General features: G+C 33.4%; 19 protein-coding genes and 1 tRNA gene. 16 read left to right on the top strand and 4 right to left on the bottom strand.

From position 1 onward, the window contains the following. Positions 1-12: 12 nt before the first annotated feature. Both tamL and dnaB read right to left on the bottom strand, forming a co-directional pair. Positions 13-2562 (bottom strand): translocation and assembly module lipoprotein TamL, encoded by a 2550-nt coding sequence (gene tamL / locus MY04_RS05545; protein WP_066207469.1) that lies wholly within the window; start codon positions 2560-2562, stop codon positions 13-15. 106 nt (positions 2563-2668) lie between these two features. Further along, positions 2669-4267 carry a replicative DNA helicase gene (gene dnaB, locus MY04_RS05540; RefSeq protein WP_205960520.1) on the bottom strand — a complete coding sequence of 533 codons (1599 nt, stop codon included), beginning with the start codon at positions 4265-4267 and terminating at the stop codon, positions 2669-2671. Between the two features lie 365 nt (positions 4268-4632). On the opposite strand from dnaB, the gene MY04_RS05535 reads away from it, so the two are divergent. From MY04_RS05535 to MY04_RS05515, 5 genes are all read left to right on the top strand, one after another. Beyond that, a complete protein-coding gene (locus tag MY04_RS05535) occupies positions 4633-5991 on the top strand; it encodes a UDP-N-acetylmuramate--L-alanine ligase (protein WP_066207467.1) in 1359 nt (452 codons plus the stop codon). Between the two features lie 171 nt (positions 5992-6162). Then, positions 6163-7167, top strand: coding sequence for a UDP-N-acetylmuramate dehydrogenase (gene murB / locus MY04_RS05530; RefSeq protein WP_066207464.1), 1005 nt, complete (start codon positions 6163-6165; stop codon positions 7165-7167). Continuing rightward, entirely contained in the window at positions 7168-8181 is a 1014-nt protein-coding gene (locus MY04_RS05525) for a potassium channel family protein (RefSeq protein ID WP_066207462.1), read from the top strand. It abuts the gene before it with no gap. 50 nt (positions 8182-8231) lie between these two features. Further along, positions 8232-8834 (top strand): DUF3575 domain-containing protein, encoded by a 603-nt coding sequence (locus MY04_RS05520; RefSeq protein WP_158297576.1) that lies wholly within the window; start codon positions 8232-8234, stop codon positions 8832-8834. Beyond that, a complete protein-coding gene (locus MY04_RS05515; protein WP_066207459.1) occupies positions 8835-9608 on the top strand; it encodes a C40 family peptidase in 774 nt (257 codons plus the stop codon). It begins immediately after the preceding gene. Here the strand turns inward: MY04_RS05515 and MY04_RS05510 are convergent. Continuing rightward, positions 9605-11236, bottom strand: coding sequence for a GMC oxidoreductase (locus MY04_RS05510; RefSeq protein ID WP_066207456.1), 1632 nt, complete (start codon positions 11234-11236; stop codon positions 9605-9607). The two genes, MY04_RS05515 and MY04_RS05510, sit on opposite strands and share 4 nt — an antisense overlap. Before the next feature lie 287 nt (positions 11237-11523). On the opposite strand from MY04_RS05510, the gene MY04_RS05505 reads away from it, so the two are divergent. The 10 genes from MY04_RS05505 (at position 11524) to MY04_RS05460 (ending at position 20773) form a co-directional block, all read left to right on the top strand. Then, complete coding sequence (locus MY04_RS05505) at positions 11524-12129, top strand: porin family protein (protein ID WP_066207454.1); 606 nt, start codon at positions 11524-11526, stop codon at positions 12127-12129. Between the two features lie 74 nt (positions 12130-12203). Further along, positions 12204-13820, top strand: coding sequence for an adenine deaminase (ade, locus tag MY04_RS05500; RefSeq protein ID WP_066207453.1), 1617 nt, complete (start codon positions 12204-12206; stop codon positions 13818-13820). A gap of 176 nt (positions 13821-13996) precedes the next feature. Further along, positions 13997-14070: transfer RNA gene (locus MY04_RS05495), tRNA-Ile, on the top strand. 183 nt (positions 14071-14253) lie between these two features. After that, the gene (locus MY04_RS05490; protein ID WP_066207451.1) at positions 14254-15045 is read left to right on the top strand and encodes a zinc ribbon domain-containing protein; all 792 of its coding nucleotides are present in this window, start codon (positions 14254-14256) and stop codon (positions 15043-15045) included. A 90-nt stretch (positions 15046-15135) separates the two neighbouring features. Next, positions 15136-15747, top strand: coding sequence for a fumarylacetoacetate hydrolase family protein (locus tag MY04_RS05485; RefSeq protein ID WP_066207450.1), 612 nt, complete (start codon positions 15136-15138; stop codon positions 15745-15747). Positions 15748-15751: 4 nt separating this feature from the next. Further along, entirely contained in the window at positions 15752-16909 is a 1158-nt protein-coding gene (locus tag MY04_RS05480; RefSeq protein ID WP_066213072.1) for a serine hydrolase domain-containing protein, read from the top strand. Then, positions 16910-17659: a TrmH family RNA methyltransferase gene (locus MY04_RS05475; protein WP_066207448.1), complete on the top strand. Its 750-nt coding sequence runs from the start codon at positions 16910-16912 to the stop codon at positions 17657-17659. A 117-nt stretch (positions 17660-17776) separates the two neighbouring features. Next, a complete protein-coding gene (locus MY04_RS05470) occupies positions 17777-18586 on the top strand; it encodes a hypothetical protein (protein ID WP_066207447.1) in 810 nt (269 codons plus the stop codon). A 53-nt stretch (positions 18587-18639) separates the two neighbouring features. Further along, a complete protein-coding gene (murQ, locus tag MY04_RS05465; RefSeq protein WP_066207444.1) occupies positions 18640-19449 on the top strand; it encodes an N-acetylmuramic acid 6-phosphate etherase in 810 nt (269 codons plus the stop codon). Positions 19450-19456: 7 nt separating this feature from the next. Beyond that, complete coding sequence (locus tag MY04_RS05460) at positions 19457-20773, top strand: DEAD/DEAH box helicase (protein WP_236941099.1); 1317 nt, start codon at positions 19457-19459, stop codon at positions 20771-20773. A 55-nt stretch (positions 20774-20828) separates the two neighbouring features. Here the strand turns inward: MY04_RS05460 and MY04_RS05455 are convergent, their stop codons facing one another. Continuing rightward, positions 20829-21572 (bottom strand): geranylgeranylglyceryl/heptaprenylglyceryl phosphate synthase, encoded by a 744-nt coding sequence (locus MY04_RS05455; protein WP_066207442.1) that lies wholly within the window; start codon positions 21570-21572, stop codon positions 20829-20831. A 167-nt stretch (positions 21573-21739) separates the two neighbouring features. On the opposite strand from MY04_RS05455, the gene pyk reads away from it, so the two are divergent. Next, positions 21740-23170, top strand: coding sequence for a pyruvate kinase (gene pyk / locus MY04_RS05450; RefSeq protein ID WP_066207440.1), 1431 nt, complete (start codon positions 21740-21742; stop codon positions 23168-23170). Positions 23171-23284 lie beyond the last annotated feature (114 nt).

Below are 23284 nucleotides of genomic sequence, written 5' to 3'. Positions count from 1 at the left end.
CAAAAATAAGCATTAGAACGGATAACCAATACCTATATTAAATTCTGTTGTGCCTTTTCCTAGAAAATCGTACCCAGCAATAAATCTATAACCTTCTTGTCTTGCAGGATCAAATATTTTTGTTCCAACATCAAGTCGAATAATTAGGAATGAGAAATCGAGTCTTGCACCAACACCAGCACCAATACCAAATTCTTTCCAAAAACGAGAAAATTCAAAATTCCCTCCCGGTCGAGTTTGATCTTCTTCCAATAGCCAAACATTAGATGCATCTATGAAGAACGCCCATTGTAGTAATCTAGAGATTTTATAACGCCATTCCACGTTAAACTCCATAATCATATCGCCGGGTTGTTCATAACTATAATCAAACGTCCCGTTTTCTCTTTGAGGTGGTGTGTAAGAACCAGGTCCTAATCGTCTTGGACGCCATGCTCTATTGGAATTACCACCACCACTGAAGAAATATTTTTCATATGGTAAGGCATCTACTTCTCCATAAGATTTGGCAACACCCATATGTATTCTTGAAGCAAAAACGTGTTTTTTCTTTTCACCAATGGGTACTACTCTTCTTAAATCGAAGTATAATTTATAGAATTTATAGTAACGCAAACCATAAATAGACCCAGGTTCACTTCCTGTCCAATCATTGACTATATCAAGAAAATTACCACCAATTTCACCAAATAACTTTATGTATGATGCTTTCGATGTTCCTGTTACATAATCTCCTCTCATTCTCGACATACTCAAATGAGAACTTGATACAAAAGAATTATCAAATGAATAATGAAGTGTGTTCCCTTGTTCTGCTAATTGCTGAAGACGTACTCTAAAATCATTACTCAAGAATGGAGTTCTAATTACGTTAAGGTCTGCTAGGGAAAATTCGAATAAATCTTCTTTTCTGTTTCTCCACTCATATCCAAACTGCCCTTTAATGTTTAGACGAGTGTATTCTGGTCTACTTACATAAGCAACATCAGAAAGTATTTTCGTTTTGGCTGTTCTATAATAATAAAGATCATTCAGTTTTGCAGAAAAAGGAATTAACGGTCGTGGTACTTTTAAGATTGTACTAAAACCATATTCGGTACCGTTATATAACTCATCTGAACTTTCTGTAACCGAAGCCTGTGCTTCTAAAGAAAAACGGCCTCTAAATTCCAAAGACTCTGCTCCTCTAAATATATTTCTACTTTTTAAAGAGATACTGGCAAATGGACCTGGTAATGATCGACTTACATTTAAACCTGTCTCAAAGGCATATTGATACTTATTGAACGAACTTGTATAAATGTTAGCATTTAAAGAATCTTCTCCTTGTTTGACATATTCAATATTCACAAACTTGAAGGCATCCATTTGACTGAGGAAAAAACGGGTGTCATTGGTTAATGACTCATTAAAAGGTTTGGACTCTTTTAAAGCCATTTTACCATTGAGTATCTTTTCCTTGTATTTTTTTGAATGCTGAATGTAAGTGATATCATCATATTCTGTTGAGTCGGAAGCGACTTTATCGTTCGGATCTGTCTCAACCACTATATCTTTGATGTAATATTTAGTGTGGGTGTCTTTGTCAGCAGGTGAATCAATGATCAGTTTTATATCGACCTTTAAATGAGTTTTGTTTGTGTCTACTTCATATTTAATATAATTAGTATTAAAGTCGAAGTAGCCATTATTTTTTAAAAGTTTAGTGATTCGATTTCTTTCATTCTGTAGTTTTGTTTCAGAATATTGGGTCTTTTCCTTCAGAATTGACTTCTTGTTGTATGTCATGATAAAGTTCAATACTTCCCTATCTTTAACATCATACACCAACTTATTAATCATCCAAGGCTTATTTTCTTTTACCGTAAATACTTCTCTAACAAATACGTAAGGTTCTGTTTGAATAGTATCATAATGATAGGATACTTTAGCATTTAAATACCCTTTGGTCACTAAATAACGTTGGATACTTTTTGCCGCAGATTCAGATGATTCTTTATCAAAATATGATGGAGGTTCTCCTGCAGAACGCATTAACCAATTCCCTTTTTCTAAGCGGGTGTTTAATTTTTCAGTTTTAGAAATTGATTTTGATTTGATCTTTCTTAGTTTCCTGATTCCTCTAACTGAGTCACGAACACTTCTCTTTTCAACCTCATGAACTTGAGCATATGATTCGTAAATATCCAATTGATATAAACTATCCAATAATGCTCTATTATCTTCAATAGATTGAAGTAACTCCTTCTCTTTATAATTAATTAGAGTTTCATAGTAATCGTTTAAATCTGAAAGTTTAGCACTATCTTTTGATACCTGTTTTTCATAGTACTTCTCACCTCTTTGATAAGCTGCTAATGGGGTTCTTAATCCTGTTCCAAGAAAAGTACGGTTGGGTTTATTTCGAATGAGGTTTTCTAGTACAGAACGATCGGTGTACTTCACTCCTTCAATTCTTTGTTTAGCAAGAAGGGCGTTTTCTTTCTCAAGTTCTTTGTAGGAAACACAACTTGATATTAAGAAAGATATAAGAATTAATATGTAATGATTTGATTTTAACAAAAAGAAATGATGAATTGAAGTTATCTGTTCTATAATGTAAACATATTAAAAAATCACATAAAACACTCACCTTTAAAAAGATGAGTGTTTCTTGTTATATTAAATATTAAAATGGAGGATCATTTGATGGAGGTGGTACATTCTCATCATTATTGTCTTCATTTCTATTAAGTTTTGAAGGGAATGTCATAGGTTGATTACTATCCTGGTTTCCTTCGTTAAATCCTTCTTCTAAATTTAGATCAGGTGGTAGTGCATTCATTTGATCAAAGCTCACTTCTCCACTAGGCATATTTGCTGGTATTGGAGCACCAGCAAAACCACCCATATCCATATTGCCCATCATATCATCATGCATAAATGAGCTTTCCTCCCAATCGGTAAACTTGGTATATTGACCAATGAACTTCAAGCGAACATTTTCCAAACCTCCACTACGGTTTTTAGAAATAATCACTTCGCCCATTCCTTTTGTAGAATTACCTTCTTCATCCTCATCTAAACCATAATATTCAGGTCTGTAAAGGAACATAACCATATCAGCATCTTGCTCGATTGATCCCGATTCACGAAGATCGGATAATTGTGGTCGTTTATCTCCACCCCTTGTTTCAACCGCTCTTGATAATTGAGATAGTGCAATTACTGGAACATTTAGTTCCTTTGCAATTTGCTTCAATGATCTTGAAATAAAGGCAATTTCCTGTTCACGGTTACCTTTTGATTTACTATCGCCAGCTGACATTAATTGAAGATAATCAATCACAATTAGCTGTATATCATGCTGTGCTTTTAATCTACGACACTTAGCTCTTAGTTCTAAAACTGTTAAGGCAGGTGTGTCATCTATATATATAGGTGCAGAAGAAAGTTGACCCGTTTTGTCTACAAGTCTCCTCCATTCAGCATCACTTAAGTTACCCTTTTTAAGTTTTTCACTTTCCAATTCAGCTTCAGCAGAAACCAAACGTTTTACCAACTGTGCGGCACTCATCTCTAGAGAGAATATCGCAGTAGCTTTTTGGAATCCTACAGATGCATTTCTACAAGCAGAAAGAATGAAGGCTGTCTTACCCATCGCAGGACGGGCTGCAATAATAATTAAATCAGAAGGTTGCCATCCAGAAGTAACTCGATCTAGACCAGTAAAGCCAGATGGAACACCTGTCATGCCATCTTGGTTATCTTTAAGCGATTCTAGTTCCATAAAAACTTCTTTCACGACATCGTTCATGCCGACATAGTTTTTACGAACATTTTCTTCAGATACTTCGAATAATGAGTTTTCCATTTTATCCAATAAGTCGAAGACATCCGTAGTATCATCATAGGCTTTTTGTTGAATTTCATTAGAAACACCTATTAGCTTTCGCTTAATAGAATATTCTTGAAGTATTCTAGCATAATGAACTACGTTAGCTGATGAAGTAACATTATTAGATAACTGAGCGATGTATGACACACCACCCGCTTTTTCTAACTCTCCTTTCTTCTTTAATTCATGGACAATCGTCATCGCATCGACCGGTTCTGAGCGATTAAAAATTCCAACAATCGCGTTGTAAATCATCTGATGGGATTCTCTATCGAAAGAATCTGCTTTCAATACTTCAATAACCTCATTCAATGCCTCTTTTTCTAAAATTAAGGCACCCAATGTGGCTTGTTCCAACTGATGATCACACGGACGTTTTTTCGCATTCATAAGTTCTGCACTTTGTGCAGGTTCTAGTGATTGACTAGGAAATGCGGAATGAATTAAATTACTTCTTGAACCTTTTGATTTATCCATAACACAAAATTAATAGGTTTTATGGTATTTTGCCTTATACTTTAGGTGCTTCATTCATAATTATTTAAAACAAAAATTATTTATCACAGAATCAATCCAATAAAAAGCATCCATTTTAGCTAGAAATAGCTGCTAAAAACTATTGAAAATTGTCATTTTATTAATTAAATCTTAATTGTAAGAGTAAATCAAATAATAATTGAAACGAAATACAGTTTAAACCAACGTTTATATTATTTTTGCAAACAGTATAAAGAGTATAATCATAATTAACATACATGAGAGTTCATTTTATAGCAATTGGTGGTAGCATCATGCATAATCTTGCCATCACTTTGAAAGAAAAAGGCTATAATGTTAGTGGGTCTGACGACAGTATTTACGAGCCAGCATTATCGAATTTAAAAGAAGCAGATCTTCTTCCTGAAGAAAATGGTTGGCATCCTGAAAAAATAACAAAGGATATCAATGCGGTCATTCTTGGCATGCACGCAAAGAAAGACAATCCTGAGTTGCTTAAAGCAAAAGAATTGGGTTTAAACATATATTCATTCCCAGAATATGTGTATTCTCAAACTACAAATAAACAAAGAATTGTTGTTGCAGGTAGTCATGGTAAGACCACTGTTTCATCTATGATTATTCATGTATTGAATTACTGGAATATTGATTGTGATTACTTGGTAGGTGCTTCTTTAAAAGGTGTAAAACGTCCTGTGAAAATAACAGACAAAGCACCTGTAATTATTTTAGAGGGCGACGAATACCTTTCATCTCCACTAGATGATTCACCTAAATTCCTCCATTACAAACATCATATCGGTGTTATCACTGGTATTGCTTGGGATCATATCAATGTATATCCTGATTATAATGAGTATGAGAAACAATTTGAAAAATTTGTAGAATCATCTCCTAAGGCAGGTGTATTGGTGTATTCATCAGATGATAAAGTTCTTAAGAAATTGATCAAAAGATGTACCATCTCTGGTGATGTTGATGTAATTCCTTACGATAAATTAAAATCAAAAGTAAGAGACGGTAAAACGATTATTACTGCTGGTTCTGAAAATACTGAGGTAAGTACTTTTGGTGATCATAACTTAAGAAACATGTCTGCAGCAATGGAAGTGTGTAAACGCTTAAATGTAAGTAGAGATGAGTTCATTGAAGCGATTGCTTCATTTGAAGGTGCAAATATGCGTATGCAATTATTAGCTGATAACGGAACAACAAAAGTATTCCGTGATTTCGCTCATGCCCCATCTAAAGTTCAAGCGACTGTTCATGCAGTTGCCAATCAATATAAGTCTAAATTAGTAGCTTGTTTAGAACTACATACTTTTAGTAGTTTAACAGCATCCTTCTTAGATCAATATTCTAAAACATTAAAAGAAGCAGATCAAGCATTTGTTTATTTTAATCCAAAAGTAGTTGAGGGTAAAGGTTTGCAATCTATTTCTGCAGATGAAGTAGCAGCAGCTTTTAATCAAAAGAACTTAACAGTATTCACTTCTGAAAAAGACCTTTATAATGCACTTTCAGAAATTGATTACAGTAAAAAGAATTTACTACTAATGTCATCAGGTAGATTTAATGATATGCCTATCGATGATTTAGTAGATAAAATCTCATAAATATTTTTTGAGGTTATATCATAACACTACCTCTTAATTTAATAGCATAGAGACGTTTGTAAGCCTACAATATTTAGGTAATCACAAGCGTCTCTATGTGATTTTTAATATATTGATTAAAAGAAGGTAATTTAGAGAACCTTTTTTTACATATAATTAGCCTATTTACTAATGATTGAACCAAATATTTCACTACTACCTTACCATACGTTTGGAGCTAAAGTTCAAGCAAAAGAATTTACTACAGTCAAATCTGAAAACGAATTAGTTGAAATTCTGAAGGAACAACCTAAAAAGTTTTTACTATTAGGAGGTGGAAGTAATATTTTATTTACTCAAGATTTTGAAGGGCTGATTATTAAAAATGAAATCCCAGGTTTTGAAGTAATCAATGAAACAGATGAATACGTTGACTTACAAATTGGTGCTGGTGAAAATTGGCACGAAACAGTAATGAAAACAGTTCAAAAAGGATGGCAAGGAATAGAAAACCTTGCCTTAATTCCAGGTACTGTTGGTGCTGCCCCTATCCAAAACATAGGTGCATATGGGGTTGAAGCAAAAGATGTGATTTTATCAGTTGATTTTATCAATCATGATAATCTAGAAAAAACGACCTTTTCTAAGGAAGAATGTAATTTTGGATATAGAAATTCCATTTTTAAGCATGACTTAAAAGGTAAGGCTTCTATTACTTCTATTAAAATACGATTAAGCAAAAAATGGAAGTTTAATACTTCCTATGGTGCTATAAACGATAAGATTCTCGAAAAAAATATCAAAGAGCTGACTCCCGATAGTTTAGCCAACATCATTATTGAGATACGTAATTCAAAATTACCAGACCCTAAAGTGATTGGTAATTGCGGAAGTTTCTTTAAAAACCCAGTAATTTCAAAACTTGAAGCGGATAAGATCATCAGTAATTATCCTAGTGCTCCTCATTATGTAATTGATGAAAATCACACTAAAATTCCAGCAGGTTGGTTAATTGAACAAAGCGGCTGGAAAGGTAAGATAAAAGGCAATGTGGGGACATATAGTAAGCAAGCACTTGTGTTAATTAACAATGGTGGAGCAACAGGCGAAGAAGCATGGGACTTAGCGATGACAATAAAAAGAGATGTTTTTACTAAATTTGGTATTGAGATAGAACCTGAAGTTAACATCATTTAAATGCGTGCATTATTATCCAAGATCCTCCCAGCATTTGGAATTATATTTTTCATTCTAATAATTGGGACTATTGGCTTTATGGCAACTGCCGATTTTGATGTTGCTCCTATGGATGCCTTTTTCATGACTGCAATAACTATTACTACAATTGGTTATGGTGAGGTCATTCCATTAGATAATAACCCTGTGGGTAGAGTTTTCGCCATTTTTGTTGCTTTCTCTGGCATTGGTACCTTTACTTATATAGCAACATCCCTATCTGCCTTTTTCCTAGAAGGACATATTCAGGAAGAATTTATTAAAAGAAGAACTTTAAGAATGATAAACAATCTTACAGATCATTATATTATTTGTGGTTTAGGTAGAGTTGGTCTCCGAATCGCCGAAGAGATTGATCGTGTTGATCATCAATTTGTTTTTATAGAGAATGATGAAGAAATTTATCGAGAGTACCGTCGTACATATAAAAATGCCTACGGTATTGTCGGTGACTGTACAATAGATGAAACATTAATTTCAGCAGGGATAAAGAGTGCTGGGGGTATTTTTATCTGTACTAATGATGATAATCTCAACCTTGTAACTACGCTAACAGCAAGACAGTTAAATTCTGAAATTAGAATTGTTTCCGCTAATAAACGTCCTTCATTTAAGAGCAAACTTTTATCTGTAGGTGCCAACGAAGTAGTATCACCTCATTCGATTGGTGGACGTAGAATGGCCATGGAAATGATTCGTCCGAATATTACTACATTCCTTGATATCGTAAGAAGAGACAAAACGGATATGTTTAGTCTCGAAGAAATAAAAATACCTGCATCTTATGTTGGTAAAACTTTAGAATCTCTAAAGATTCATGAACTTCCATCGACAATGGTTCTGGCTATTCGAGAAGGACATGAATGGTATTTTAAGCCTTCTCCTAAACAAACTTTCACTTCTCTTTCTGTTTTATTAATTATGACAAACGAAGAGGAGAAAATGTACATTTTAGAAAGACTCTCTATCATTTAATGAAATCCCTTTGTCTACATATCATTTTTATACTCATATGTACTTCTTATTTGAGTGCTCAAAACACTACGAATAAAGAAGACTCTTTGGAATGGATAAATGATGAGTTAGAAAGTTTTAAACACCAAACTCAAAAAGGTAAATGGGTAGTAGGTATGGGATATGGCTTAGGTGTCTCCTATCAAAATCAATCTTTAGCATTTACCAAAAGTACAGTACTTTTAGATGTTTTTGGCATGGTCTATTCAGGGTATTTTATATATGATAAACTTTGGGTAGGCGCGTTTGGATTCGGTGGGCTTCGTTCCGTTTCCTTTAATTATTCAAATAATAATCTAGAATCCTTTTTAGGAGTTGGACCTAGAGTGAGAAAATATGTCTTCAATGGATTTTTCCTTGAAGCATCTATTGGTTTTAATAAATCTCTCCTCTCTTATTCAGTTGAAAATAATGTAGCTCGTTTCGATGGATTTGGAAACATGTACGGCTTAGGTATTGGATTTGGTAATTTCTGGACAAAGAATTTATCACTTGATATCATCATCAATTATTATTATTTATCTACAGATTACGAAATTTACGAGACGTCTAATACCTCGAGTAATTTTAGCATTACAGCGAACATTAACTTTGCATTCAAAAAAAAGAAATAAATGAAACCAATTTACGGTATTTGTATATATAGCACTCTAGCAGTTAGAGGAAAAAACGCTCATTCATCTGAAATGACTTCTCAATTATTATATGGGGAGCTCTATAAAGTGATTGAATTCACAGAAGATAATGAATGGGTTAAAATTCAAATGCAATTTGACAAATACGAAGGGTTTATTACGAAGGGTCAACATAATGAGGTAGCAAAAGATTATGCCGATAGGTATATCAAAGCAGAACACCCGGTTGTAACACGACCTATTTTTCCTATTTTCGACAAACAAAAAACGATTCACCTTTCGATTGGTTCAACTTTACCTTTTCATTATGAAAAGTGTGATAATACCCAAATTAATTACGCCAAATTGCACAGTGTGCTTCCTTCAGAAAATGAAGGTGATCTATTAGAAACTGCTTCTAAATATTTAGGTGTTCCCTATTTATGGGGTGGCCGATCTATTGCTGGAATAGATTGTTCAGGATTTGCTCAAACTGTTTACAATGCACATGGAATAAAACTTCCACGTGATGCCAATCAACAAGCTGAAATTGGCACTAAGGTACCTTTTGAAGAGGCCACTGCAGGAGATTTAGCTTATTTTCATAATGACAAGGGACGTATCACTCATGTGGGTATCGTATCAAATAATGGTAAAATTATTCATGCTTCTCATTATGTTAGAGAAGATTTATTAACTGTTGAAGGTATCTATAGTAACAAAGAAGGTAAAATAACACATCAATTAAGTCATATAATGAGGGTGATTTCTTAATTATTGACTATCTCTTTTCTTTTTTCAAGTTGTTTATTTAATGGAATATTTGTGTTCCCTTCTTTTTCAGGAATAAGAGACATTGCATATTCACTTAAAGAGGTAATGGTTAATGAAGGGTTTACTCCCAGATTACAAGGGATAATAGATCCGTCTAAAACATAAAAGTTTGGATAGTTATTCACTTCAAAACGCTCATTTACAACACCTTCATCAGCATCCTTCCCCATATTACACCCTCCAAGAATATGAGCTGTCATTGGCGTATTGAACAGTATCTCAGAAAGTGCATTTAAAGGAACACCATCTACTTTTTTAGCATATTTATGTAGGACTTTTTGTCCCACTTCAATATAAGCTGGCACGGCAAAGCTGTTCTTTGAATCAAAACTTAATTTATGTCCAAAAACTCCCTTCTTCCATTGTAATTTCATACTTTCCTCAATGGATTGCATCACTAAAAGTATAATAGAGTTATCACCCCATTTATGCACCTTAAAAGTACTTTTAAGAAAACTAATTGGTTTTGTGAGGATATTTCCTAACAACTTTACGAAACGTAAACCTGTTGGTCCAGGCCCTGTAGCTAAAGAAGCCATTCTACCCATTGCTCCTGAAGAAGTGTTGTATTTAACCACTTCTATATGTGTATGATCATCTGGATTAAAATACGATGATATAGCGACTCCATTATTTAATTTGGTATTCGCATTAGAAACTCCACATAGCATTTCAGAGTTTGTTCTGATATTTCCACCTAATTGATTAGAAATTTTATTGAGATTTTTGGTTTGGTATTTCTCTTTTAGAAGCAATTTCATTGTGCCAATCACCCCAGCACTCACTATTACACCTTTTGCCTTTAATGTTTTAGGTTTTTTATTAAAAAAGGACGTACTATTTTCAATATTTACATCATAATACCCTTCTTTTGGCAAAATTCCAGTCACCATTGTCTCAGGCATAATCTGAGCCCCAAATTTCTCAGCAAAATATAGGTAATTCTTTTCTAGAGTGTTTTTTGAGTTGTGTGGACACCCTAACATACATCCTGCACACTTTTTACAAGGGGATCTTTTAGGGCCTAAACCTTCAAAATAAGGGTCATTGTCTTCTTTATCAAAATCATCATAATAGACACCAATATTCACCCCTCCAAAACTTGACTCCTTATCCATTTCAGAAGCAATTTCTTTTAGGATATAATCTTCTTTATGAAAATCTTTAAATGGCTTTGAACCCAACATAAATTTTGCTAGGTCATAAAATGGGGCCAAAGTAGTTTTCCAGTTACTATTTAAATGAGACCATACTTTATTCTGAAAGAAATGGTCTCCAGGATACATATGAGTGTTTCCATAAACATTACTACCTCCTCCTACACCAACACCACCCAAAATGAACACTTCTTTAAAGAATGTTAGGCTCTGTGGTCCAAAACACTTTATGATTGGAGCCCATAGAAATTTCTTAATATTCCAATCGGATTTAGGAAGATCTTTATTTTCTAACTTTTTCCCTTTTTCTATAATCAAAACCTTATATCCTTTCTCTGCTAAACGCATACCGGATACACTCCCTCCAAAACCAGATCCAATAACTATATAATCAAAATCTAAATCCTTCATAGTAAGTAGTAATAATTCGTTGAATGATTAAGTATTCACTCATTCATAAATATATTAATTTCTATTCAATCATAAAATTAAGATGACGTGTTTAATGTAAATGTTTATACTCTGATATGAAATCAGCATTTTTAAGTCTATGATTAATGTTAATTGTATTATTAATTTTATGTTGTGCATCAATTTTTATACATTTAATGTAATGTACATCTGATAAAACCAATTCTATCAGATTGACCTCTCAATATTAAATGAAAGTTATATTGTTTAATTCGTTACATCAATACATGAGAAAATATTTTTTTATATTAATTGGTCTGTTTTTTATTTCAAACTTTAACTATGCACAAGGTGTGATGCTCGCTGGTAAAGTAGGAACAAATATTAGCAAGATAAGATCAAATAGAACATCAGATTTTACCTACAAACCTAACCTTACTTTCGGTGTTGCTTTTGAAGCTGCTACCAATGATTTATTTAGTTTACAGACTGAATGTAATTACAGCCTTATTTCATCAAAATATCAAAGTACAACGGTAAATCTCAGTTATGTTGATATACCTATTTTAGCAAAATTTTCTACAGGTAAGAATAATCGATTTTTCTTTAATTTTGGCCCTATGATTAGTGTTTTAGCAAATGCTAAAGAAAAAGGTCCAACTAATATTATTGATGGCAGTTTTGAACCTGCTGAGAATAGTAACGAAAGAAATGTTTATCGATATTTAAATGATAGTAATTTTTCAATGGTCTTCGGAATCGGGGCCATTGTTCAAAATATAATGATTGATTTTAGATATACTACGGGAATTTCAGATATATCAAGAGTAAATGGAGAAGATTTATCTATATCTAGATTCGATATCACCTGTTCATATGCTTTAATATTCTAAAATAAAGTGTATATTTAATTAACGTAAACTAGTCAGAACAACCTAATATTTGTTTTGGCTTTTTTTTATGACCCATGGATAAAATAATTAAAGGAAATATTGTAGATGTTCATAGAAGAATGATCTACCCAGGGAAGATCACAATTTCTGGGAAATATATAAAAGATATTGTTTATGATGAGGAATGCAAGGGACTTACAAATTACATTGTCCCGGGGTTTGTTGATAGTCATATTCATATTGAAAGTACGCTCCTCTCTCCTACAGAGTTTTCTAAATTAGCTGTTAAATACGGTACTGTTGCCACAGTTTCTGATCCACATGAAATTGCCAACGTTTTAGGCTTAAAAGGTGTGGATTATATGATCAATGAGGCTAAAAAATCGCCTCTTAAATTTAATTTTGGAGCTCCCTCTTGTGTTCCTGCAACAAAATTTGAAACTGCTGGTGCTGAGTTAAATGCATTAGACGTCAAAATTCTTTTGGAACGAAAAGAAATAAAATTTTTATCTGAAATGATGAATTGGCCGGGTGTTCTAGAAGAAGATGTGGAAGTCATGGCAAAAATTGAGGCGGCAAAATCTTTAAATAAACCTGTAGATGGACATGCTCCTGGTCTAAGTGGTGAAAAAGCTAAACTATATGCCAGCAAAGGTATTACTACGGATCATGAATGTACACAATTAGAAGAGGCATTAGATAAAATTGAAGGTGGAATGAAGATCCAAATAAGAGAAGGATCTGCCGCTAAAAATTTCGATGCATTATCAACTTTACTCAATTCCCACGCTGAGCATTTGATGTTTTGTACAGATGATACACATCCCCATGAATTAATCAATGGACATATAGATTTATTTATTAGAAGAGCATTTGAATTAGGGGCAGATATTTTTGAAGTACTAAAAATAGCATCCATCAACCCTATTGAGCATTATAACTTAGATGTTGGTCAGTTAAGAAAAGGTGATCTAGCAGATTTTGTCATCGTTGAAACAATGTCTCAATTCATACCTATTGCAACCTACATTAACGGAGAAGCAGTATATGAAAATAATGAGGTGAAATTCACAACAGAAAAACCTGAAGTCATCAATAACTTCCAAGCTAGAGAAAAAACAGTATCTGAATTTTTCTTGGATACTAAAGGAAAACAAGTACAAAGTATTGTCGTTGAAGATGGTCAGTTAATTACAAAAAAAGAAATTTTTAATAGTACCTCATTAAAAGCGAATGATGTCCTAAAATTAGCTGTAGTGAACCGGTATAGGAATGAACCTCCTGCTATTGCTTTTATTAAAGGAATTGGCTTAGAACAAGGTGCAATAGCCTCAACAGTGGCACATGACTCTCACAATATCATTGCTGTTGGCCATGATGACCAAGTTTTATGCGAAGCAGTAAATGAAGTGATCAATATGAAAGGAGGACTTGTAATTACAAATGGTTTTGATACACACAGTCTACCCTTACCCATTGCCGGATTAATGTCAGATAAGGAAGGAACTGATGTAGCTAAAGACTATATTAACTTGCTAAACAAAGCAAAATCCTTCGGATCGAAACTTCATGATCCTTTTCTAACTTTATCTTTTGTTACATTATTGGTCATTCCAGAACTAAAATTAAGTGACAAGGGATTATTTGATGCAAAAAACTTCAAATTCACCAATCCACTGATTAACAGTTAAAAAGTAATTTTTCTGCTATTTTGAAGCAAAATTAAAGGTTATGTAAACAAGATTAAATGAATAAAATAATTTATTGTTTTACAATTGATTAAAAAATAATCTCAAAAAACTTTATTTTTATTTTTGGATAGTACGAAAATAAACGTCTATATTTGCAACGCTTTCAAGGAAAAGCAGCTCCCATAGCTCAGTTGGTTAGAGCATCTGACTCATAATCAGAGGGTCACTGGTTCGAGCCCAGTTGGGAGCACTAAAGGCTAGCAAGTAAAATTGTTAGCCTTTTTTGTTTGATTCACAAAAATCAAACGTTATTAATTCTAATTAATGCTAAATATTACAATTTTATTTATTAAAATTGCAGTTCGTGTGATTTAGATAAAAAATCTCTATCACTTTATATTTTTAATGTCAACCATTAGTTTTACCAATCCCTATGGAGAATACTGTCGCCCAAAAGATCGATGCGCTTTCGAAAGTTCAACAAATCGATAGCGATCTAGATGCAATCCGCAAATTACGCGGCGACTTGCCAGAAGAAGTTCAAGATCTAGAGGATGAGATCGTAGGTTTCGAAACTCGTATAGACAACTTAAAAAGAGATCTTGGCGAGGTTGAGGCAAATATTGATCAATACAGAGGTAAAATCCAAGACTTCAAAAAGCGTATCGTTTATTTGGAAGAGCAACAAATGAATGTTAGAAATAACCGTGAATTTGATGCAATCACCAAAGAAATGGAAATGCTTGATCTTGACATCCAAGTTGCACAGAAGAAAATTCGTGACAACGAGGCTGAAGAGAAAATCAAGCGTGAGCGTGTCTTAGACACGAAAGAAAGACTTGATGAGCGTAGAAAAGACCTTACGACAAAAAAGGCTGAGCTAGATGAAATTATGGCTGAGTCTGAAGTGGATGAACAAAAACTTCTGAAGCAACGTGAAAAAGCTACAAAACATCTGGATGAAAGATTATTAAGATCTTACACAAAGATTAGAGATAATTCATCAAATGGTCTTGCAGTAGTATCTGTTAAAAGAGGTGCTTGTGGTGGATGCTTTAATACAGTTCCTCCTCAAAGACAAGCAGATATTCGTGAGAAGAAAAAACTTATCGTATGTGAGCACTGTGGTAGAATCTTGACTGATGTAGAAATCATCGAGGAACCAGAACCGGCTCCAAAACGTAGATCAACTAGAGGTAGAAAAGCTACGACTAAAAAGAAGTAATTTCTATCTTTTTGATGAAAACAGCCCGATATACATTATCGGGCTTTTTTTGGTTTTTAATTTATAATTCTAACATTCACTTCGATTAATATGAAAATTGTTTGTATTGGAAGAAATTATGCTGACCATATCAGTGAACTCAACAATGAAAGACCTGATCAGCCTGTTATTTTTTCAAAGCCAGATACTGCCGTTCTCAGAAACAATGCTCCTTTTTATCACCCAGAATTTTCTTCTGATATACATCATGAAGTTGAATTAGTGGTGAAAGTATGTAAAGAAGGTAAACATATACAAGAAAAATTTGCTCAACGTTATTATGACCAAGTAGCTGTTGGAATTGATTTTACTGCACGAGATGTACAATCCAAGTTAAAAGAAAAAGGTTTGCCTTGGGATTTAGCAAAAGGATTTAACGGAAGTGCCCCTATTTCAGAATTTATCGATTTATCTGAATTCAATAATATCCAAGACGTGAACTTCTCTTTAGAAGTAAATGGAGAAATAAGACAAAAAGGTAATTCAGAAATGATGATTTGGAAGATTGATGAGATCATCTCATTTATATCAAAGTACATTACACTAAGAAAAGGCGATCTTATTTTTACAGGAACACCTGCAGGTGTTGGTAAAGTAAATATCGGAGATCGTTTAACTGCTTATATTGAAGATAAAAAACTTCTCGATTTTGAAGTTAAATAATAGAATGACTAAATACGTGACTGCTACTTTACTTTACATTCTTATCTTTTTTTGTATTTCTTGTAATACTACTGATAAAAAAGAATCGAAAGTAGAGTTACCAAAAACACAAACTGTAGAAGACACCTTATCGATTCAAGAGAAAGATTCATTGCATCATATTTTTGATTCGACTTTTACAAGATTAAATAAAATCAGAGGTTTTAATGGGGTTGTTTTAGGTGCAAAAAAAGGAGAAATTGTTTTTAATGAGGCCTATGGATACAGGGACTTAAGAAGAAGAACTAAACTTCATAATGACGATATTTTCCAATTGGCTTCTGTCTCAAAACAGTTTACTGCTGCTTCAATTCTTCTTTTAGAACAAGACTCATTATTGAGTTTAAGTGACACAGTAAATAAATTTTTCCCTGAATTCCCCTACCCAGGCATAACGATCAAAATGTTGTTAAGTCACCGATCTGGATTACCCAATTATATCTATTTAATGGAAATCTATATCAAAGACAAAACCACTCCAATTAATAATAAATTATGTATGGACTATATGACCGAATACAAACCCGGTAAATATGGAAGTCCTGATGGTCGATTCAGGTATTCAAATAGTGGATACTTGGTATTGGCCTCAATTGTTGAAAAAGTAAGTGGACAATCTTTTGGAGATTTCCTGAAAAATAGAATTTTTGATCCTTTAGATATGAATCGAACCTTTACATTCGACACCACTAAAGTACATAGAGATGAAGTTGCTATCGGTCATACTAGTGGCCGTAGAAAATATGAAGATTTTTTCCTTAATGGTGTTTTGGGTGATAAGAGTGTTTATTCTACCACAGAAGATCTTTTCAAATGGCATAAGGCATTATTAGAAGATTCATTATTATCTGAAAAATCGAAATCGGAAGCTTTTAAATTTCAATCTCCGAAAAGGAAAGGGAATTTCAATTATGGCTTTGGATGGAGATTATTTAAAACTTCTAAAGACGAAATTGTAGTATATCATGGGGGTTGGTGGAGAGGATATTCCACATTATTTGTACATTATCCTTCTTCCGATGCATTTTTAATAGTTTTAAGTAATAGAGTTAATCATTCTTTTACTAACTTAGATAAGGTCTACGATGCATTAGAGATACCAGAATTTAAAAGACGTAATTAAATGAACAAACGTTGGAGTAAAGAAGTAAGAGGTTTACTACAAAAGAAAAAAAGAAAAGAAAGCAATCGTTTTATTGTTGAAGGAAGAAAGAATATTGAGGAATTACTAAGGTCTAATTTAACAGTAGAATGTTTATTCTATACTGAAAAGCTAAATGACGTTATCGATAGATACGCTAACAAAAAGATTGAAATTCTTCAAGAAACTACTCCTGAATTATTAAAGCAAAATGGTCATTTACAAACAAACGATTCTGGTTTAGCGGTAGTACAAATTCCTAAATTCTCTCTTCCTACAAAAAAAGAATTAGGGAACGTATCTCTTGCGCTTGATAATGTAAAAGATCCAGGTAATTTAGGAACAATTTTAAGAATAGCTGATTGGTACAATATCAAGAATATTTTTCTTTCTAAAGAATGTACTGATGTTTTTGCTCCTAAGGTAGTTGCCTCTACTATGGGTGCATTTTCTCGAATCAATATTCATATTGTTGATTTAGTTGATCAATTATCCAATTATAAAGCGGAAGGTATTAAAATTTTGGGTGCTGATATGATCGGAACCAATATACATAACTATAAAGATGATGCTAAATCTATCGTAATTATGGGAAGTGAATCACACGGTATTTCTGAAGATGTTGAGAATATCCTTAATGAAAAAATTACAATACCAAGATTTGGTGATGCAGAATCATTAAATGTCGCTATTGCTACAGCAATTATTTGCGATAATTTAGCAAGAAATTAGATATCAAATTATATAACTAACTACAACTCATAAACATATATTCAGAATATAAATGAATTATTTCAATTCTTTTTACTGTTATGAGTATGTGTATCAAATACATTGCTATCGAATAATATGAAAAATAAGAACTATATCACAATAACAAATTTTTTACCGCAGGTAAAAGGTAATTCAATTAATTTTGCCCCGACAGGAAGCAATAGTTTAGCTGAATGGGTAAAAATGGATAATAACAATTACTGGATCCATACAATATTAGAAAAAAATAATACTGATATCTGCTTATATACTGATGGAGAGCGTTCGTTAGAAGATGCTGCACATTTAGTACTATCTGATGCAGAATTAATGGAAAAATATATTTGGAAAGATACTGTAGCTTATACTCAAGCAGAAATGATCAATATGATTCACTTAAATGATAACTTGAGTTGGCACGATCTAGCTTTTGCTGATCGATTAATTATTAATGATGAATTTCCTAGTAATTATTATTTCGCCAAAAAAGTAAATCCAAATGCTCTTTCTTACGATAAAAAAATAAATAAACTATTAACTAAGGTCAGTGACAATAACAGATATATTGAAAGTATTAATGACTATCTAAATATTTTCATCCTCCCTATTTCTGCTTCGACAGACGAGAAAGAACTTCTTCATATCATGAATTCTATTCTTATTGGTGGTAATGAAAAAATCTTAAGATTAGAGGGTACTTTAAATAAAGATGGTCATTGTATTAAAATCAAAAAAACAGGTGAACATTTAGTGCATTCAATTCAGTTTTCAAAAAAAAATCAACAAGATTATATTTTTGGAGTAATGAACGATACAAATGCCAATACTAACCTCCTATTAGATAATTTGTGTAAAAATATCACTCCTGCCATAGATAGAATTGAAGACATTATGGCTCACTTTTAAGATAGTTGATCTTTTTTCTATATCTTTAAATCAAATTTTAGACTTATAGAATAATGATCACCGAATCATCCTCAAATTATAATGATCTTGAAAAAATGGATGTAGAAGAAATACTTCAATCCATGAATAAAGAAGATCAATCCGTTCCACAAGCTATTAATAAATCAATTCCTCAAATAGAAGAATTAGTTTGCGGTATTGTGGAAAGAATGAAAAAAGGTGGTCGCCTTTTTTACATTGGTGCAGGTACTAGCGGAAGGTTAGGTATAGTAGATGCTTCAGAATGTCCTCCTACTTTTGGTGTCCCTTTTGATCTAGTTATTGGAATTATTGCTGGTGGAGACGGTGCAATTCGTAAAGCAGTTGAACATGCTGAAGACGATGAGACTCAAGCATGGGTTGATTTGCTAAAATATGATATCAACGAGAATGATTGTTTAATTGGTATTGCCGCTTCAGGAAGAACTCCCTATGTAATTGGAGGAATGCAGAAAGCAAACGAAAATGGTATTCTAACAGGGTGCATTGTTTGTAACCCAAATAGTAAAATGGCCGAAGTTGCCCAATATCCAATAGAAATTATAGTCGGTCCAGAATTTGTAACAGGTAGTACGAGAATGAAAGCCGGTACTGCTCAAAAGCTTTGCTTAAATATGATTTCCACTTCTGTGATGATTCAATTAGGTAAAGTAAAAGGAAATAAAATGGTTGACATGCAATTAACTAATCATAAGCTTGAAAAAAGAGCACAACGTATGGTTATGGAAGAAATTGATGTCGATGAAGAAACAGCTAAAAACCTTTTAGAGAAAAACGGCTCAGTGAGAAAAGCTGTTGAAGCTTTCAAACAAAATATTAAATAAGAATATAGTGACTTTCGATAATTTTGATTTAAACGATGATCTTTTGGATGGAATTTATTCCATGAATTTCCATGAACCTACTCCTATTCAAGAGCAAGCTATACCAGCTATTCTTGATAATAAAGATCTCATAGCATGTGCTCAAACAGGTACAGGTAAAACAGCAGCTTTTTTATTACCAATTATGCACCAAATCCATACTTCAGATTATGATGGTACGGATACGCATACAGTAATTATAGTACCTACAAGAGAATTGGCTTTACAAATCGATTATCAGATACAAGGTCTTTCTTATTTCACACCTGTTACATCTATAGCGGTGTATGGTGGAGATTCTTCATCGTTCTCAAATCAAAGAAACGCTTTAAAACAAGGAGTAGATATTATAGTAGCTACTCCAGGTAAATTGTTATCTCACCTAAATATTGGGGCCAATGTCAGTAAAGTCAAAAACTTGATTTTAGATGAAGCTGATAGAATGTTGGATATGGGATTCCACGAGGACATTCTTCAGATTGCTTCACATTTACCTAAGCAAAGACAAAATATATTCTTTTCGGCAACGATGCCTCCAAAAATCAGAACACTTGCGAAAGAGTTATTGAAAGATCCTTTGGAGATTAATATTGCTATTTCAAAAACTTCTAAAAACGTTACTCAAAAAGCTTATCTACTTTACGACCAACAAAAAGGAGCAATGGTAGATTTTTTGATGACATTAAAGGAATATGAAAGTGTTATCATCTTCACAAGTACCAAACAAAAGGTGAACGAAGTAACTGCTCTATTAAAAAAGAGAAAGCTAAATGCCGAAGGGATAAGTTCTGATCTTGATCAAAAAGAAAGAGAGGAAGTCCTATTGAGATTTAAAGGTCAAAAGACAAAAATATTAGTAGGAACTGATATTATATCTAGAGGTATTGATATTGATACAGTAGAACTCGTTATCAATTTTGATGTTCCAAAAGATCCTGAAGATTATGTTCACAGAATTGGTAGAACGGCGCGTGCCTCTAGAGAAGGGGAAGCGATAACGTTTATCAATGAAAATTATAAAGAGCAAGGTTCGTTCGCAAAAATTGAACAACTTATTGGTTTAGATATTGAAAAACCTCAAAACCCAAACTTTATTGGTAGAGGTCCAGAGTACAAACCTGTTGTTAGAAAAGGTGGCGGGAATAAAAGAAGAAACTTTTCGAATAAGCCAAAGAACTTTAAAGGGCCGGGTAAAAAGAATTTTTCGAATAACAAATCAAATAATTCGGGCTACAAGAAAAGGTATAAACCAAAGCCTAATCAACAGCAAAAACCAAAAGATTAATAAAAAAAAGCCTAGGAGTACATCCTGGGCTTTTTTCGTATTAAAATGATATCTTTTAAATAGTCACGTTTAGCTCTTCATAAAGTTCTTTTAATAAAGACTGATTTTTTTCGAATGCTGATCCGATTACTACAATATCAGCCCCTGCTTCAAATTTTTCCACTACTTCATTTTTTGATCTAATTCCTCCACCAACAAATAATAGGCTATCTGTTTTCTCTTTCACACCTTTGATCATGGTATTTGAAACTGTTTTGCTTGCACCACTCCCACCTTCTAAATAAAATGCTCGCATACCTAATAGTTCTCCAGCCATCACAGTACTAATAGCGATATCTTCTTTATTATAAGGAATAGGTTGCGTATTACTCATGTATTGAACAGAAGTCGGCACTCCCGTATCAATTAAAACATAACCTAAAGGAATAGCTTCTAATTTTGATTCTTTTACATGATGTGCTGCATGAACTTGCTGTCCTATTAAAAATTCAGGATTCCTCCCTGAAATTAATGACATAAAAAGAATTGCATCGGCCTCTTTGGTTACTTGCATTGAATTACCAGGAAATAAAACGACTGGTTTTCCTAATGATTTTAAATCTTTAACTGTTTTTTCGAGTTGATTAGTGGATAATAAACTTCCTCCAACCAAAAAAATATCAGGTAAATGATTTTTATTCCCGTTTTTTAAGAAAAAATATACGTCATTTGACCACTTATCGGGGTCAATTAGTATAGCTAACGTTCGTTTCAGCTCACTTTTTCTCTCCAAAAGCCAATTTTCTATCGATAATTGCATTTGTTAATATAAGATGATTTAATATTTCTTGTTCTATAAAGTGGAATCTAATAAATTCGCATGTGTTTCAAAAATAGAGTGAGAAATTAAATCAGTTTTAAATAAAACAGAGTTATTAATTTTAATCACTCATCATTTCAAAATTATATATTCGTTAACTAAAAATTATGAGTATCGCAATCAACAAGACTAAGATCGTCGCTACAATCGGACCGGCAACAAGAGATAAGCAAAAAATTCTTGAGTTAATCCATGCAGGTGCAGACGTTTTCCGTTTAAACTTCTCACACGACGTTCACGAAGCTCACCAACAAGTAATTGATTGGGTAGCTGAATACAATTCTAAATTTGGTCACAACACAGCGATTCTTCAAGATTTACAAGGTCCTAAGATTCGTATTGGTGAAGTTGAAGGTGGAGCAGTTGAGATTGTTGAAGGTGAGCAAATCATCATCACTAATACTCCAGTAGTTGGTACTAAAGATAAAGTATCTACTACTTATACTAACATTGTAAAAGACGTGAAAGCAGGTGACAACATCATGATTGATGATGGTAACCTTTGTGTTCGTGTTATTGAAGTAAAAGGTAATGAAATTATTGCTGAAGTTGTTCACGGTGGTAAATTGAAATCACGTAAAGGTATGAACTTACCTGATACAAACATTTCAGAAGGTTCACTTACAGCAAAAGATAAAAGAGACTTGGAATTCGGTCTTGAAGCTGGTGTAAACTGGGTAGCTCTTTCATTCGTAAGAACTCCTCAAGACATCATGACTGTAAAAGACATTATCAAGTCTAAAGGTTCTGACGCTAAGATCGTTGCTAAAATCGAACGTCCAGAAGCAATCACTAACTTCGACGAAATCTTGAAAGTTACTGATGCTGTTATGGTAGCTCGTGGTGACCTTGGTGTTGAAATCAAATTCGAGGACGTACCAATGATCCAAAAAGAAATCATCCGTAAGTGTAACAAAGCTGGTAAGCCAGTAATCGTTGCTACTCAAATGATGGAGTCTATGATCACTAACCCTCGTCCTACTCGTGCAGAAGTAAATGACGTTGCTAACGCTGTAACTGACGGTGCTGACGCGGTAATGCTTTCAGCTGAATCAGCTGCTGGTGACTACCCTGTAGAAACTGTTCAAGCAATGGTACGTATCCTTTCTGCTGTAGAGCGTCAAACTCAAGACATCTACAACAAAACTTATGACTTCGATCCAGCAAAAGATAGCTATGCGGGTAACCTTATCGCTCAATCTGCTGCTGCAATCTCTAAAGATTTAGAAGCGAAGTGTATCATCGGTCTTACTCAATCTGGTTTTACGGCTTCTCGTATCTCTAGACACCGTCCTGATACTAACATCTTCATCTTCTCATCAGATAAGAAGTTAGCTGCTACATTAAACCTAGTATGGGGTGTTAGAGCATTCCACTTGTTACCAAAAGAGTCTTCTACTGAGACTTTCAAAGAGGCTGAAGCTATCTTGGTACAAAAAGGTTTCTTGGCAAAAGGCGACCGTTACGTTAACATCGCTGCTTTACCATTGAGCGTTTCTGGTAAAACAAACAGCTTAAAAATCGACATCGTTGACTAATTAAGCAGTTAATAATATATGGAGCCCTTCAAGTTTTCTTGGAGGGCTTTTTTATTAGTTATAACTCATTAACTAGTAGAAGTACAAGAATTATTATTAACTTCAATCACTATT

The sequence above is a fragment of the Flammeovirga sp. MY04 genome (genome assembly GCF_001682195.2).
Lineage (GTDB): Bacteria > Bacteroidota > Bacteroidia > Cytophagales > Flammeovirgaceae > Flammeovirga > Flammeovirga yaeyamensis.
Note: the sequence above shows the minus strand (reverse complement) of the source record. Positions and strands in the feature narration are given on the sequence as shown.